Raw genomic sequence first — 15434 nt, 5'->3', positions numbered from 1 at the left:
CCGTCTCAGGTTGGTGTTTCCTCTTCATCGTCCTGCGTGATCTGCCGGTAAAGATGCCAACTGGCATGTCCCAGCAACGGCAGAACCACCAGCAACCCCAGAAACCAGGGCACCATCGCCAGAAATGTCAGCACCGCGATGAAGGCACCCCAGGCCAGCATCACCGGAAAGTTCTCTGACACGTAGGTAAAGCTGGTGATCATGGCCGTTACAAAATCCAGCTCGCGGTCCAGCAGCAGAGGGATCGACAGAACGGTGATCATGTACAGAACGGTTGCAAAAACCGCCCCGACGGCCGTGCCGACGGCCAGCATTGTCAGGCCATTCAATGTCAGAAACACCTCAAGCGAGGTCGACACGTTGGTCATCGTCGCCAACCCCATGAACAGGGCAAAGATCATGTGCCCCAGAAAAAACCAGAAAAGAAACACGACAACTATGATCGCGCAGATCGAGGGCAATTGTCTGCGGCTTTGCTGCATCACGACCCCGAAGATCGCGCCAAAATCGAGCGGCTCTCCTTGTTCCAGCCTGTGCGATACCTCGTACAGACCAACAGCGGCGAACGGACCGATCAGCGGAAACCCGATGGCCGCCAGCACCAGCCAGAAGGTTGTTCCGGTTTGAATTGTCACCCACGCCATCGCCCACCCGGAAAGTACGTAAAACCCCGCAAAAATCAGGCCGAACAGCGGTGCGCGGCGAAAGTCGGCCCAGGCGCGCTGCAATGCAGTACGCAGCATGGCGGTATCGACCGGTCGCATATCCGGAACACCAAAGGGTTTTTCCATGTTGTCTTCCTCCTCCCTGACCGGCGTTATGGCATCGCCGGCCTCTTGTTTGGCCAATTGGTTTCGGCGTGGTAAGCCGCTCCGACTGACAACAGTTTCCGGTCCGATCCTTTGGGCCCGAACAATTGAAACCCCATCGGCAGCCCCTGCGTGCCAAACCCCGCGGGCGCAGCAAGGCATGGCAGGCCGATCAGGCTGACCGGTATCGTGACATGCATCCATCGGTGATAGGTATCCATGGCCCGGCCCGCGATCTCTGTCGGGTAAGGCAGATCAACCGAAAACGGCCAGATCTGAGCAGACGGCAGAACCAACGCGTCAAACTGTTCGAACAGCATCGCCGCGCAGCGGAACCATTCCGAGCGGATGACACTGGCGTGGTGCACCTCCATTGCACTCAGTGCCAGACCCCGATCCAGTTCCCATTGTGCCGTGTCTTTCAAGTCTTCCTTTTGCGATGCCAAGGGTTCCAGCCCGGCGGCCACGCTGAACGACCGCAAGGTGATCCAGCTGGTCCAGAGTTTTTCGGCATCGAAAGGCGGGGCGATGTCCTCAACCCGCGCGCCACGCGTTTCGAACACGCCCATCGCGTCTTTGCAGATGTCAAGAATACCGGGATCGGTCGGAAAAGCGCCGCCCCAGTCGCCAAGCCACCCGATCCGCAGCCCTTGCAGCTCTGCGGCGGTCACTGGCGACACCGGCGCACTTTCAACGGCCAGCGGCAAGCGCGGGTCCGGACCCGAGATGACATCAAGCAGAACACCCAGGTCTTCGGGGCAGCGCGCCATGGGGCCCAGTGTCGACAACTGGTGCAAAAAGCTGTCCCCCACGGGATCGGAAGGCACCCTGCCCCAGCTTGGCCGAAAGCCATAAACGTTGTTCCAGGCAGCAGGGTTGCGCAAGCTGCCCATCATGTCTGAGCCATCGGCCAAAGCAACCATGCCCGTCGCCAAGGCAACCGCCGCCCCGCCGGATGAGCCACCGCAGGTACGATTGGCATCATAAGGGTTGCACGTTGCCCCATAGACCGGATTGAACGTGTGCGATCCCAGCCCAAATTCCGGCGTATTGGTCTTTCCGATCAGGATGGCACCGGCTTGCCGCATCCGCGCGGCGATCAGATCGTCGCTGGCTGGCACGTGGTCTTGAAAAACAGGTGATCCTTGCGACGAGACGACACCCGCCACGTTCACAAGATCCTTGACTGCGATTGGAAGACCGTGCAGCGGGCCGGTGATCGGGCCGTCGTCACAGGCCTTCGCCTCGGCCATCAAACCATCTGAATCCCTTAATGCGACGATGGCATTCACATAACCATTGACCTTGGCGATGCGATCCAGCGTGGCCTGCATCACGTCCGAGGCTGAAACCTGCCGGTTGGCCAACTGTTTCAAAAGGTCTGTAGCCGATATCCGGGTCAGGTCCATGACGCGCCAATCCATTGTCGTTTCCGGCAGCCTAGCGGGCAGCTCGGATCATTTAAACCCACTGTTTAAATGTATCTTTTCAGTGAAGTCTCAGACGGCAATGTCAGCGCGCTGATCTGCGAAAATGCAGGTTGCTGTCAGCCCCAAGCCAGTAGCGCAGGCAAAGAACGATCACGATGCAGCTGAGCACCAGCCAGATCCCGCCCCACAACATGGCAGAGCCACCGAATTCCTCGGCCAGCATGAATGCATCCGACCGCGCGCCGGACCGTCGGATCGTGTCATCGAAGATGTCGAAAGGGACATAGATCATGCTGGTCAATCCGATCACGCGCAGCACCAGATCGCTTACATCCGGGCGCAGATACCACGCCGCAGCAATCATCGCAGCCCCGGTTCCGATGCTGAAAACAAGGGCGAACGGGTCGCGGATATACAGCACCGCCACCAGACACATGACGCCGCCAAAACCCGCCAGAACGGCGCGGTCGGCCCGTGTTCGCAAGGCAAGGATCAAAAGGGCCATGCCCAGCGCGAGGGAACCAAGATACCCGGCAGACAGGCTGAGAAAGCGATTGCCGCCCCGGCCGACGACAACGCCGCCCTGTTGTGGTGAGATCGAAAAGCTCTCGACCGAGCCGCCCGTCATCAGGATCGTCACCGCATGAGACAACTCATGCAGAAAGACGACCAGTATCTTCAGTGGAACCGCAACCGGTGTATTCCAAAGCAGAAACACCAGGGCCGTGATGAGGATAAGCTGCCAATGCCCTTTCAGAACGTTCAGGAAAGGGCTGTTACGCTTCACCTCAGCTGTCGCCCTGGGCCTCGGAGCGGCTCTTGCCCGCCACGTTCAGGGCCAGTGTGGCCGCCATGAAGCCGTCCAGATCGCCGTCCAGAACACCCTTGGTATCCGAGGTCTCGTAATTTGTCCGCAGGTCTTTGACCATCTGGTAGGGCTGCAAAACATATGACCGGATCTGGTTGCCCCAGCCCGCATCACCCTTGGCCTCATGTGCCGCGTTGATGTCGGCGTTCCGGCGGTCCAGTTCCTGCTGGTACAGGCGCGATTTCAGGGCTTTCATGGCAATATCGCGGTTCTGGTGCTGCGACTTTTCCGAGCTGGTTACAACAATCCCGGTCGGGATATGCGTGATCCGAACAGCCGAGTCCGTGGTGTTCACGTGCTGACCACCGGCACCCGATGACCGGTAGGTGTCGATGCGGATATCGGCGGGGTTCACCTCGATCTCGATATTGTCGTCGACCACGGGATAGACCCAGACCGAACAGAACGAGGTGTGCCGCTTGGCCGCCGAGTCAAAAGGCGAAATCCGCACCAGCCGGTGCACGCCGCTTTCGGATTTCAGCCAGCCATAAGCGTTGTGCCCCGAAATCTTGTACGCAGCGGATTTGATCCCTGCCTCTTCGCCCGGGGTTTCGGACTGAAGCTCGACCGTATAGCCTTTCTTCTCGGCCCAGCGCACATACATCCGCGCCAGCATCGACGCCCAGTCACAGCTTTCGGTTCCGCCCGCGCCCGAATTGATTTCGAGGAAGGTGTCGTTGCTGTCGGCCTCACCGTCCAGCAGCGCCTCAAGCTCTTTCTTCGCGGCCTTGGTTTTTAGCGTCTTGATCGCGGCTTCGGCATCCTGAACGACTTCTTGGTCTTCCTCCATCTCGCCCAGCTCAATCAGCTCGATATTGTCGCTGAGATCGGTTTTGATGGACTCGTAGGTTTCGATCGCGTCGACCAGCATCTGCCGTTCGCGCATCAGTTTCTGCGCCTTTTCGGGATTGTCCCACAGGTTGGGATCTTCGACGCGCGCATTGAATTCCTCAAGGCGATGCGGCGCGGTCTCATAGTCCATGCGCTGCGCCAGCAGCTCCAGCGACTTTTCGATTTCCGCCACAGTGTTCTGGGTTTCGGCGCGCATGGTCTTGTCCCAACTTGCTCAATCAGGCCTGCGTGATAGCAAGAGGTGCGAGACACCACAAGACGGGCTGGGCGTGAATGCAAGGCACATTCAAAGAGTTTCCGGACCGATGGGAATTGCATCAGCCGGAACTGGTTGCCGAGACAGCCCACGCCGGTGCCCTTGCACGGGGATCTTCACCCGGGCAACATTGTTCTAACCCACAATGGCCCGCGGGTTTTCGATGCCAAAGGATATGCAGGTGATCCGGCCTTTGAGCTGGCAAATGCACTGCGGCACCCAAAAGGCATGACCGATTTGGTGCGCAATCCCCGGCAGATCGAAACCTGCCTGTCGCTCTATTCCGAAGCCATGAAGGTTTCAGAGAAACGGCTGGCCCAATGGGCAACCGCCAAATGCGCCTTGTCCATCTGCTGGCGATCCGGCGGTACCATCGAAAACGACCCGGAAGCCGACCTTTTGCGCCTTTTTCTGGACGCGACCGATCAGTAAAGACCGCCGGTACTCAGATCGCCTTGCGTAGCCTTGGGGCCGACCGTGATGGTTTGACCGGTGGAGGTTTGAACCTGCACACCTGCGCGCTGCGCTTCCTCGAACAAGGGCAGGTCGGAACCAATCGCAAAACCACCATCATAAACACGGTCGATGAACCCATCGACACCGTCGCGGAAGAATTCGGCCACGACATAGTCGCCGGTGGCGTCATCCGGCAGGCGGGCGCCGCTGAAACGGTCGATTTTGATAAAGTGACCACCTTCTGGAACCTTGAATGGCCCGCCGCCATACTTTTCGACGGCTTTTTCCATGAAGCTTTGGAACACCGGGCCGCACAAGGTACCACCATAAGCCCCCCGCCCCATCGGGCGCGGTCGATCGTAGCCGATGTAGCAACCCGCCACGATGTTCGACGTAAAGCCGATGAACCACGCATCCTTGGATTCGTTGGTGGTTCCGGTCTTGCCTGCTGTTGGCACAGGCAGATTCACAACTCTGGATGCCGTCCCGCGGTCGACCACACCCTTCATCATCGATGTCAGCTGATAGGCGGTGATCGCATCCATGACCTGCGCGCGGTCTGTGACAAGGGTCGGCGATTCATCCGGTTCCAGCCAGGTCGAGTTACAGTCCAGACACTGACGGTCATCGTGGCGATAGATGGTCTTGCCGAACCGGTCCTGAATGCGGTCGACCAGAGTCGGCTCCACACGCTGGCCGCCGTTGGCGAACATCGCATATGCCGCGACCATCTTGTAGAGCGTGGTTTCCTCGGCGCCCAGCGAGTTGGCCAAAAACGCGCCCATCCGGTCATAGACACCGAACCGCTCCGCATAGCCGGCAACGACGGGCATTGTAACTTCCTGCGCCAGACGGATGGTCATCAGGTTCCGCGACTGCTCGATCCCGGTGCGCAAAGGCGTCGGCCCGTAGAACTTGTTCGACGAGTTCTTGGGCCGCCACAAGCCCTGTGGCGTGTTCACCTCGATCGGTGCGTCCACAACGATAGTTGCGGGGCTGTATCCGCTGTCCAGCGCAGCGGCATAGACAAAGGGTTTGAAGCTGGAACCCGGCTGGCGCTGTGCCTGCGTGGCGCGGTTGAAAACGGTGTCCTGATAAGAAAACCCGCCCTGCATCGCCAGAACGCGGCCCGAGTTCACATCCATCGCCACAAAGGCGCCCTGAACTTCGGGCACCTGACGGGCAGACCACTGCCCCTCTTCGCCCTCGACAACAAGGATCACATCACCGCGTTTGAAGTTCGCCGCAAAATCACCCTGCATCCACTTGATATCGGACCGCGGAATGGTGCCATTCGCAGGGCCGTCTTCGATCCCGACGGTAAGTTGCTGATCCGAGACATTCAGAACCACGGCGGGATACCAGCGGGTCGGCAGCACCACATCACGCGGAATTTCCAGAAGCGACAGCGCCTGTCGCCACTGCGCCTCATCCGCCAGTTTTTCTTCCGGGATCACTTCGCCTGTGCCACGCCATTTCCCGCGCGACCGGTCATATTTTTGCAACGCCGTGCGCAGGGCCTTTGCGGCCTCGACCTGCATTTCCTCGTCGACCGACGCACGAACCGTGAAGCCGCCGGTAAAGAACTCACCTTCACCAAAGTCCTCGCTCAGTTGACGTCGGATTTCATCGGTGAAGTAGTCTCGCGGCGGCAATGCGGTGCGGAAGCTTTCGAAATCGCCGTTCTGAACCGAGCGCAGCGGCATCTCGACCTCGGACTCATAGGTCGCCTGATCAATGTAACCGTTCTGGTACATCTCGCGCAGCACATAGTTTCGGCGGGCCAGCAGGCGTTCCTTTTCCCGAACCGGGTGGTAATCCGACGGCGCCTTGGGCATCGCGGCCAGCATCGCGGCCTCGTGCGGGGCAAGTTCCTGCAAGGTCTTGTTGAAATAGGTCTGTGCGGCGGCCGTCACACCGTACGAGTTCTGACCCAGAAAGATCTCGTTCAGGTAGAGCTCAAGGATCTGCTCCTTGTCCAGGGTATCCTCGAGCCGGGTGGCGAGGATGATTTCCTTGATCTTGCGTTCTGCCCGGCGGTCGCCCGACAACAGGAAGTTCTTCATTACCTGCTGCGTAATGGTCGATGCACCCCGCACGGTCCCGCCTTTGGTGCGCACCGCTTCGACACCTGCCGCGACAATGCCGCGTGGGTCGTACCCCTGATGGGTATAGAAATTCTTGTCTTCCGCCGAAATAAACGCCTGTTTCACCAGATCGGGAATTTCCGAGGACGGCGTGAACAGGCGGCGTTCCTGCGCGAATTCGTCGATCAACTGGCCTTCGCCCGAATAGATCCGGCTGATCGTCGGGGGCTTGTACTGGGCCAGGGATTCGTGGCTGGGCAGGTCCCGGCCATACATCCAGAACACCGCACCGATCACCAGTGCGACCATGAAAATACCCAAGGTAACGATACTGAAGATCGCCCCGAAAAACGAAAGAATGAACCGGATCACGTTACTGCCTTTTTCTCGCGGTGGTGCCTATATAGTGTTGCACCGCCCAAGGGTCAAAACACCAAGCGTATTCTAGCCGTTTTGCGTCGCAAGGTCACTGGCCAATCAGGGATTTGCGGATCACATCCTGCTGACGCCAGTCTTCGATCCCCTGAAAGATCCCCAAGGCCATCTTCGCCCGCCATTCCGAATCCCTTAGGTTTTCCCGATCTCTGGGGCTGGACAGAAATCCAAGTTCGACCAAAACAGACGGAATATCGGCCGCCTTGAGAACCGAGAACGAAGCAGTCCGCAGCGGTTTGCGGTTCATCGGCCCGCCTTGCTGGGCCATCCCGTTGGCGATCGCGCTGGCCAGTGACCTGGTCCGCGGCATCGTTTCCTGGCGCGCCAGATCAAGTAGAACATCGGCCACCTGATCATCGGCACCATTCAGATCGATACCCGAGATCAAATCCCCCCGATCATGCCGCTCGGCCAGTTTTGAACTGGCCACATCCGAAGCATCGGCAGACAAGGTATAGACGGCAGCCCCGTGGGCCTGACCTTCCGACAGGGAATCCGCATGCAACGAAATGAACAGATCCGCGCCAGCCCGATGCGCCAGGGCAATCCGGCGCTCCAACGAGACGAACTGGTCGTCAACGCGGGTCAGGACCACCTCATAACCTTCTGATCGCAAGAGAACTTCGCGCAGTTCGCGGGCAAAGGTCAGCATCAGGTTTTTTTCACCAACGCCATCGATTTCGGCACCCGGATCGATCCCGCCATGCCCCGGATCGAGCATTACGCGCAACGGCCTGTCTGCCGAGCGCGCCGATGCCTGCGGCACATCAGCCGGCTCCGGCAAGTCCCATCCCGGGTTGCGCGGCGCACCTGCGGTTGCGTTGAACGTATCAAAATCCGTGCCCTTGAGGCTCAGAGACAGCAGAGCCGCCCCCGAATCCTCGGCAACCGTCAACTCGGCAGTGTCTACGGCCATCGGAGCGCCCAGTTCCAACACCAACCGCGACCAACCCGGAACATAGGCCCCGAATTGCACGCCGCTGACGCGTTCGGATTGCAGGAAATCCGTTCGGTTCAGCCCGGTCCAGTCCACTTCGTTGAAGTCCAGAACCATCCGGTACGGATCCTGCAAGGTGAAGATCCGGTACGGCACCCCCTGGCTCAGGCCGATATCCACGCGAACGCCGGTTCGCCCCACATCCGTGATGCGGCTCTGGTCGGGCTGAACGCGTGCCAGCGCGCTGAAATCCTGCGCGACGGCACTGCCGCACAACGCCCAGATCAGGGCGATGCAAATGAAGATCCTGCTCATGGCCTCAAGTTTTCCCGAGATCGTTTGCCGGGCAGCCTATACCACAAGGGCTGATTTGTGAACGGCTCAGGCAGGTTCCCCGATCACCTTCCGCTGGGTCATGAACAAGCGCAACCGTTCCAGCCCGTCCTGAATGTCGGCCGTCGAACGCGCATAGGAAAAACGCAACGTCGTATGGCCGCGTTGCGGATCGAAATCCAGACCCGGCGTGACCGCGACACCGGCCTTGTCCAGAATCTCGGCCGCAAATGCGCGGCTGTCATCGGTCAGGTCAGACACGTCGGCATAGACATAGAAAGCCCCGTCCGGAGGCGCGATTTTCGTAAAGCCCGCCTTGGGCAGCCCGTCCAGCATCAGGGCGCGGTTTCGGCGGTACACGTCCAGATTGGCTTGCAGCTCGTCCTCGCAATCCATCGCGGCCAGTGCGGCAACCTGACTGGCATGCGGCGCGCAAATGAACATGTTCTGGGCTATCCGCTCGACAACGCGCACCTGATCCTCGGGCACGACCATCCAGCCCACGCGCCAACCGGTCATCGAGAAATACTTGGAAAACGAGTTGATCACATAGCACTCATCCGTCAGTTCCAGTGCGGTCACGGCCTTGGCCTCGTATTCCAGACCATGATAGATTTCGTCGCTGATGAAGGATGCCCCCTGCCCGTGTGCGGCTTCGATCAGCGACCCCATGGCGGCGTGATCCAGCATCGTGCCGGTAGGATTCGCCGGAGACGCCACCATCAGCCCCTTCAGGCCCATTCCCTGAATATCCGCTGCCACGGGTTGCAGACGGTTTTCAGGCGCGGTCGGCAGATCGACCGGCACCAATCCAAGTGCCCTGAGAATCTGGCGATAAGACGGATACCCCGGCGCACCGATTCCGACGCGATCCCCGCTGTCGAACAATGCCGTGAAAGCCAGCAGAAACCCGCCGGACGATCCGGGCGTGATGACCACGCGCTCCGGGTTCAGGTCCACATCGTACCACTCACCATAAAGCTGCGCGACACGCTTTCGCAGCGCAGGCAAGCCCAGAGACACCGTATAGCCCAACGGGCTTTGATCCATCGCCTTCGCCAGCGCCTCGGTCGCGCCCTTGGGGGCGCCGGTTCCGGGCTGGCCAACCTCCATGTGAATCACATGGCGGCCCGCTTCTTCCGCACGGCGCGCGGCTTCCATCACGTCCATCACTATGAAGGGATCGACCCCGGACCGGGTTGAGTTTCTCATGCCCATCTCCCATGTTGCAGCCATGGCTTTTGAACGCGTATCCCTGCTGACGTCAATCCCGGCTCTGATCCTGTCGGTTGGTGTCTGGCTGGCGGCGGCAGCGCAATCCCATGGGCAAAGCCTGATCCGCGACCCCGATATCGAGCGTGGCCTGCGCGAGCTGGCCTTTCCGGTTCTGCGCGCCGCCGGTCTGAACACCAATCGGGTTCAAATCCTTGTGGTCAATGACAACACGTTCAATGCATTCGTCATCGACTACAACGCCATCTATTTGAATTACGGGCTGATCCTTACGGTCGAAAGCCCCGAAATGCTGCAAGCGGTGATCGCGCATGAGGCCGCGCATATTGCGAACGGCCATCTGGCCCGCCGCGCCGAAAACCTGAAGGCGGCGCGGCGCAATGCGGGCCTTGGTACCGCTTTGGCCCTGCTTGCGGCTGCGGCCGGAGGGGGTGAAGCCGCCATTGGCATCGCCGCAGGCACCCAAGGCGCGGCAATCCGCAGCTTTCTGGGCCATACCCGCGCCGAAGAGGCCTCGGCCGACCGAAGCGCTGCAAGCTATCTGCGATGGGCTCAGATTTCCCCCAGCGGCATGGTTGATCTGCACAGGAAATTCGCGGGTCAGGAGTTGCTGAGCGTCGCCAATCAGGACCCGTACATGCGGTCGCATCCCACCAGTCGTGAACGGTTGCGCGCCGCCGAAGCGTTTCTGGATGAGTTCGGCGACAAGGCCGTTCCGAATGCCAATGCCGACTACTGGTTCGCCCGCGTCAAAGGCAAATTGTCGGCCTTTTTACGCTCACCCAGTTGGACATTACGGCGCGCCAAAGAAGAAACCGCCCAGGACATCCGCCTGATGCGCGAGGCTTCGGCTTATCATCAGAACCGTGATTTGGATCGCGCGCGCCGTGCCATCGACAAGGCCCTGACTCTGCGCCCGAACGACCCCTACTATTATGACCTGAAAGGGCAAATTCTGCTGGAAAACAGGCAAATAGGCGCGGCTGTTGAAGCGTATGGCAACGCTGTTGAAATGGCTCCGAACGATGCGCTGATCCTGGCTGGCTACGGGCGGGCGTTGCTGGCGCAGGGCCAAACCAAACAGGCCCTGAGCGTGCTGGAAAAAGCCCGCGCCCGGGACTACCGGAACGCCAGGCTGTTGCAGGATCTGGGTGTTGCCTATGCTCAGGTCGGCAATGATGGTATGGCGTCGACCGTGACGGCAGAGCGTTATGCGCTGCAAGGGCGGTTGAAAGATGCCGGAATTCACGCAAAACGCGCCGTGGCACGTCTGCCCGAAGGCTCACCGGGTTGGCAAAGGGCACAAGACGTGTTGATTGCATCGGAACGACTCGACAAAGACAAAAGGAAACGGAAATGATCCTCAGACATGCTGCACCCGCCCTTCTGGGGCTTTCCTTGGCGGCGACCTCGGCGCAGGCGCTGGACTTGAACGCGATGAACGATGCCGAGAAGGCGGAATTTGGTGCCCAGGTGCGCGAATACCTGCTGGAAAACCCCGAAGTGATCATCGAAGCCATCAACATTCTGGAAGAGCGCAATGCCGTCGCCGAAGCCGCGGCGGACAAAGAACTGGTCGCCGCCAATGCGGATGAACTGTTTGATGACGGGTACAGCTGGGTTGGCGGCAACCCGGATGGCGACATCACGCTGGTCGAGTTCATGGACTACCGGTGTGGCTATTGCCGCCGTGCCGTTCCCGAAGTTACCAGCCTGCTGGCAGAAGACGGCAACATCCGCCTTGTGATCAAGGAATTCCCCATCCTGGGTGATGCGTCTGTGCTGTCCTCACGTTTTGCCGTGGCCACCAAACACGTGGCGGGCGACGACGCATACAAGCAGGTCCATGATGCTCTGCTGGAATTCACCGGCGAGCCAAGCGAAGTTGCCCTACGCCGCATCTCGGACGGTTTGGGGCTGAACAGCGACGAGATCATCGCGGCGATGGACAGCGATCGCGTCACGGATGAGATTGCGCGCACCCGTGCTCTGGCCCAGCGGATGCAGATCTCGGGCACACCTTCGTTTGTGTTGGGCACAGAGATGCTGCGTGGCTATTTGCCGGCCGATCAGATGCAGCAGATCGTTAACGGTATACGTGCCGAACGCGGCTAAGGCCGGATCTGTCGGCAACGTGCCATGAAGCGGCGGGAATTTCTGGTGGCCGGAGGAGCCTTGGGTATGACGGGTTTCTCTGGCCAGTCAATTGCGCAGCCCGCGACCGGCTTCCACGTGCCGGCCGAAGACGCCCGGCATCATCGCACTTTCATGCAATGGCCGGTCAGCCGAACCGTCTATCGCGATCCCGTTTTTCTGGAAATGGTACAGGGGACCATTGCGGAAATCGCAAACACGATCTCTGCTTTTGAACTCGTCACAATGCTCGCCGGATCGGAACATCACGCAGATATCAGCAAACGGCTTTCTGCGGCGGTCGAGATCTGGGATGTCCCGACCGAAGATCTGTGGTGCCGGGACGCAGGCCCGGTCTTTGCGATCAACGACCGTGGCGCGCTTGCGGTCCAGCAGATCCAGTTCAATGGGTGGGGAGGAAAACAGGTTCACGCACATGATGCGAAAATTGCCGGCAGAGTGGCCGAAAGGCTGGGTCTGCCCCTGTTGCCGACCGGGCTGATCGGCGAAGCCGGTGGCGTCGAGCAGGATGGGCATGGGACGCTAATGGCGCATGAAAGCTCGTGGGTGAATGACAACCGCAATCCCGGCCTCACCCGGGACGAGATCGAAGCCCGGTTGTTGGCGGCCTATGGGGCCAAACGCATGATCTGGTCCGAAGGTGTCTGGGGCGAAGATATCACCGACTATCACATTGACAGTTTGGCCCGCTTTACCGGCCCCGGTCGCGGCATCATCAACCTGCCGGATGAGCCGGACAAATATGACCCTTTCAACATGGCCGCGTTGGACACCCATGATCGTCTCATTGCCGCGGGCATCGACATGGACGTGATACCCGAGCCGCATATCCGCCGGGTCGAAAACCTGGATTTCGTGGCCTCTTATGCCAATTACTACGTCTGCAATGGCGGTGTGATTGCGGCCCGGTTCGGAGACTCGGAAACAGACAGGATCGCGTCGGAAACGCTTGCAAAACACCACCCCGGGCGTGAAGTCGTGACGCTTGACGTGGATGTGCTGGGAGAGCTGGGTGGCGGCATCCATTGCGCTACACAACAGATGCCCGGTTTTTAAATGTCGTGAAGAAACAGGCTATTCAGCCGCTTCAGCCGCCGAATCCAGTTCAGCCGCCTTTTTCTCGACCTCTTCCACGATGTGATCGATCATCTGGTCGTTCGACATTTTGTGGCTGGCTTTGCCGGCCAGATAGACCATGCCGGACCCTGCACCGCCGCCGGTGAAACCAACATCGGTCATCAGCGCTTCGCCCGGGCCGTTGACCACGCAGCCGATGATCGACAGGGACATCGGCGTCTTGATGTGTTCAAGGCGATGTTCCAGCGCCTCGACGGTTTTGATGACATCAAAACCCTGTCGCGCGCAGGATGGGCACGAGATGATATTGACACCCCGATGACGCAGGCCAAGGGATTTGAGGATTTCAAACCCGACCTTGACCTCCTCCACCGGGTCAGCAGACAGGCTGACGCGGATCGTGTCGCCAATCCCCATCCACAGCAGGTTGCCTAGCCCGATGGCCGATTTGATCGTGCCGCTGACCAGCCCTCCGGCCTCGGTAATGCCCAGATGGATGGGGGCATCCGTCGCCTCGGCAATGCCCTGATAGGCCGCGGCCGACAGGAACACGTCGCTGGCCTTTACGCTGATCTTGAACTCGTGAAAATCATTGTCCTGTAGGATGCGGATATGTTCCAGCCCGCTTTCGACCATCGCTTCGGGGCACGGCTCGCCATATTTCTCAAGCAGGTGCTTTTCCAGGCTGCCCGCGTTCACGCCGATGCGGATCGAGCAGTTGTGGTCGCGCGCCGCCTGGATGACTTCTTTTACACGGGTTTCGTCTCCGATATTGCCGGGATTGATGCGCAGACAGGCAGCGCCTGCTTCGGCGGCCTCGATCCCGCGCCGATAGTGGAAATGAATATCCGCAACGATGGGCACCGGGCTTTCGCGCACGATCTCTTTCAATGCCTTGGACGACGCCTCATCAGGAACCGAAACGCGAACGATGTCAGCGCCAGCCTCGGCCGCCGCCTGTACCTGCGCCACGGTCGCCGCCACATCGGTGGTCAGCGTGTTGGTCATGGTTTGAACGGCAATGGGTGCATCGCCACCGACGGGGACGTTGCCGACCATGATTTGACGGGATTTACGACGATAGATGTCGCGCCATGGGCGCACGTGATTGAGGGACATAAGGACGGATCCGCGTCTGCCTGAGTTGCGACTGTAGATAGTTCGGCAACAGGGTTATCGCAATGGCTAGATCACTCGGCGGGCGTTTCTGTCGCCTCGGTTTGCAGTTCCGCCACCAGTTGCTTGAGCGCACTGTTCTGTTCCGCCTCCAGATCGGCGACGGCATAGGCCTCGGACACGGCGTCTTTCGACAGAACGACACCCTTGGCGACCGTTCCCGGAGCACCCGCCGGGCCGTAATGTTCACCGTTCATCGCGAAATATACCGATCCCGACGCGCCCGCACGCAATGTCGGCGGTTCTTCCGTCAGGGGCACTTCGAATACACTGCCCTGCTCGACGGTTCCCAGTGTACCTTCGAAAATGACGCTGCCATCCGCAGCCGTCACGCGCATCCATGCCGGATCAACCGCCACGATCTTTAGCGTGGTATCGATCTGTTCGACCACTTGCGGCAAGGCCGGTTTTTCGACCGTGTGCAGTTCAGCCACTTCGAACTGCGGCAATTCGGGCGGGCGGAAGGTTCCAACCTCGCGCGGATCAAGCGTGGAGATCGGAGCATCCCGCGCAACCAGCACCGGAACATCCAGCGCCTGCGGACGATAGAGACGGTCCAATGCTTCGGCGCTTGCCACTTCCGCAACATGATCTGACACGTTGCTGCGCGCCGCATCCAGCGGATCCAGATCAGACAGAACCACCGGTGCCTGTTCAACCGGGCTGACCTGAACTTGCTGAATCTTGTTCAAAACAGCCCAACCGCCATAGCCAATGCCACCGATCACCGCGAGCAAAACCAGCGACGAACCGATTGCACGGGGTTCAATCTGACTGACCAGAGACTCCTTGCCCGGAATATAGGGCGTATTGGGCGAAATGAACGGATCCCGCCCCATCGGGCCGCGCGCAGGCAGAGCCCCCGAAGGTTTCCGCACCACCGAGGCCTCTGCGGACATGCCATGCGCAACCTCAAATCCGCTTTCCTTGCAGAAAGACGCGAAGGTCTCATCAGGGTTCATCCCCAGATAGCGCGCATAGGAACGCACATACCCGGCGATAAAGCCGGGTGTATCAAACGCATCGGGGTCGGCGTTTTCAATTGCAGCGATATAGTTGGCTTTGATCCGCAGCTCGCGCTGAACATCCAGAAGAGATTTGCCCATCGTTGCGCGTTCACCACGCATCTTGTCGCCTAGTCGAACTTCGTAGTCGTCAAACCCTTTTGGTCTGACATCTACGTCCTCTTCGGATTCGCGCTGAGATCTGCGCCCAATCATCCCTGCTGCCCCATTCTGCCTGTCGCGTATTTCGCGTAAGTGGCGAATCATCCCCAGAATGATTCGTCTACTCGTTTTGTTAGCGTAAGCTTAACACGCGGCAAACTCGTT

General features: G+C 59.5%; 13 protein-coding genes. 4 read left to right on the top strand and 9 right to left on the bottom strand.

From position 1 onward, the window contains the following. Positions 1-5: 5 nt before the first annotated feature. The 4 genes from GS611_RS02450 to prfB form a co-directional block, all read right to left on the bottom strand. Positions 6-791 carry a DUF2189 domain-containing protein gene (locus GS611_RS02450; protein WP_171631789.1) on the bottom strand — a complete coding sequence of 262 codons (786 nt, stop codon included), beginning with the start codon at positions 789-791 and terminating at the stop codon, positions 6-8. Positions 792-817: 26 nt separating this feature from the next. Further along, positions 818-2218 carry an amidase gene (locus tag GS611_RS02445; protein ID WP_171633794.1) on the bottom strand — a complete coding sequence of 467 codons (1401 nt, stop codon included), beginning with the start codon at positions 2216-2218 and terminating at the stop codon, positions 818-820. Between the two features lie 103 nt (positions 2219-2321). Further along, on the bottom strand, positions 2322-3026 hold the full coding sequence (locus tag GS611_RS02440; RefSeq protein WP_371732216.1) for a M50 family metallopeptidase: 705 nt from the start codon (positions 3024-3026) through the stop codon (positions 2322-2324). Position 3027: 1 nt separating this feature from the next. Next, complete coding sequence (gene prfB, locus GS611_RS02435; protein ID WP_171631785.1) at positions 3028-4155, bottom strand: peptide chain release factor 2; 1128 nt, start codon at positions 4153-4155, stop codon at positions 3028-3030. 135 nt (positions 4156-4290) lie between these two features. Here prfB and GS611_RS02430 point away from each other — a divergent pair, with 135 nt between their 5' ends. Next, positions 4291-4647 (top strand): aminoglycoside phosphotransferase family protein, encoded by a 357-nt coding sequence (locus GS611_RS02430; RefSeq protein WP_171631782.1) that lies wholly within the window; start codon positions 4291-4293, stop codon positions 4645-4647. On the opposite strand, the gene GS611_RS02425 is transcribed toward GS611_RS02430, so the two are convergent. The 3 genes from GS611_RS02425 to GS611_RS02415 form a co-directional block, all read right to left on the bottom strand. Further along, positions 4641-7130, bottom strand: coding sequence for a PBP1A family penicillin-binding protein (locus GS611_RS02425; protein WP_171631779.1), 2490 nt, complete (start codon positions 7128-7130; stop codon positions 4641-4643). The two genes, GS611_RS02430 and GS611_RS02425, sit on opposite strands and share 7 nt — an antisense overlap. Positions 7131-7224: 94 nt before the next feature. Beyond that, positions 7225-8445, bottom strand: coding sequence for an N-acetylmuramoyl-L-alanine amidase (locus GS611_RS02420; RefSeq protein ID WP_171631776.1), 1221 nt, complete (start codon positions 8443-8445; stop codon positions 7225-7227). Between the two features lie 66 nt (positions 8446-8511). Beyond that, positions 8512-9675, bottom strand: coding sequence for a pyridoxal phosphate-dependent aminotransferase (locus tag GS611_RS02415; protein ID WP_171631774.1), 1164 nt, complete (start codon positions 9673-9675; stop codon positions 8512-8514). Here GS611_RS02415 and GS611_RS02410 point away from each other — a divergent pair. Genes GS611_RS02410 through GS611_RS02400 form a run of 3 tightly spaced genes read left to right on the top strand, consistent with a single transcriptional unit; the run spans position 9674 to position 12906 of the window. After that, a complete protein-coding gene (locus GS611_RS02410) occupies positions 9674-11056 on the top strand; it encodes a M48 family metalloprotease (protein ID WP_171631770.1) in 1383 nt (460 codons plus the stop codon). The genes GS611_RS02415 and GS611_RS02410 overlap by 2 nt on opposite strands. Continuing rightward, positions 11053-11811: a DsbA family protein gene (locus GS611_RS02405; RefSeq protein WP_171631767.1), complete on the top strand. Its 759-nt coding sequence runs from the start codon at positions 11053-11055 to the stop codon at positions 11809-11811. Before GS611_RS02410 ends, GS611_RS02405 begins: the two co-directional genes overlap by 4 nt. Positions 11812-11835: 24 nt before the next feature. Further along, entirely contained in the window at positions 11836-12906 is a 1071-nt protein-coding gene (locus tag GS611_RS02400) for an agmatine deiminase family protein (protein WP_171631764.1), read from the top strand. Between the two features lie 18 nt (positions 12907-12924). Here the strand turns inward: GS611_RS02400 and ispG are convergent, their stop codons facing one another. Further along, positions 12925-14046 carry a flavodoxin-dependent (E)-4-hydroxy-3-methylbut-2-enyl-diphosphate synthase gene (gene ispG / locus GS611_RS02395; RefSeq protein WP_171631761.1) on the bottom strand — a complete coding sequence of 374 codons (1122 nt, stop codon included), beginning with the start codon at positions 14044-14046 and terminating at the stop codon, positions 12925-12927. Between the two features lie 71 nt (positions 14047-14117). Next, positions 14118-15323, bottom strand: coding sequence for a helix-turn-helix domain-containing protein (locus tag GS611_RS02390; protein ID WP_171631757.1), 1206 nt, complete (start codon positions 15321-15323; stop codon positions 14118-14120). Positions 15324-15434 lie beyond the last annotated feature (111 nt).

Source organism: Ruegeria sp. HKCCD6119, assembly GCF_013110585.1.
Classification (GTDB): domain Bacteria; phylum Pseudomonadota; class Alphaproteobacteria; order Rhodobacterales; family Rhodobacteraceae; genus Ruegeria.
Note: the sequence above shows the minus strand (reverse complement) of the source record. Positions and strands in the feature narration are given on the sequence as shown.

What these genes read in the sequence shown, in the direction of transcription:
- GS611_RS02450 (WP_171631789.1), bottom strand. Translation starts at nt 791, where the DNA reads ATGGAAAAACCCTTTGGTGTTCCGGATATGCGACCGGTCGATACCGCC.
- GS611_RS02445 (WP_171633794.1), bottom strand. Translation starts at nt 2,218, where the DNA reads ATGGACCTGACCCGGATATCGGCTACAGACCTTTTGAAACAGTTGGCC.
- prfB (WP_171631785.1), bottom strand. Translation starts at nt 4,155, where the DNA reads ATGCGCGCCGAAACCCAGAACACTGTGGCGGAAATCGAAAAGTCGCTG.
- GS611_RS02420 (WP_171631776.1), bottom strand. Translation starts at nt 8,445, where the DNA reads ATGAGCAGGATCTTCATTTGCATCGCCCTGATCTGGGCGTTGTGCGGC.
- GS611_RS02410 (WP_171631770.1), top strand. Translation starts at nt 9,674, where the DNA reads ATGCCCATCTCCCATGTTGCAGCCATGGCTTTTGAACGCGTATCCCTG.
- GS611_RS02415 (WP_171631774.1), bottom strand. Translation starts at nt 9,675, where the DNA reads ATGAGAAACTCAACCCGGTCCGGGGTCGATCCCTTCATAGTGATGGAC.
- GS611_RS02405 (WP_171631767.1), top strand. Translation starts at nt 11,053, where the DNA reads ATGATCCTCAGACATGCTGCACCCGCCCTTCTGGGGCTTTCCTTGGCG.
- GS611_RS02400 (WP_171631764.1), top strand. Translation starts at nt 11,836, where the DNA reads ATGAAGCGGCGGGAATTTCTGGTGGCCGGAGGAGCCTTGGGTATGACG.
- ispG (WP_171631761.1), bottom strand. Translation starts at nt 14,046, where the DNA reads ATGTCCCTCAATCACGTGCGCCCATGGCGCGACATCTATCGTCGTAAA.
- GS611_RS02390 (WP_171631757.1), bottom strand. Translation starts at nt 15,323, where the DNA reads ATGATTGGGCGCAGATCTCAGCGCGAATCCGAAGAGGACGTAGATGTC.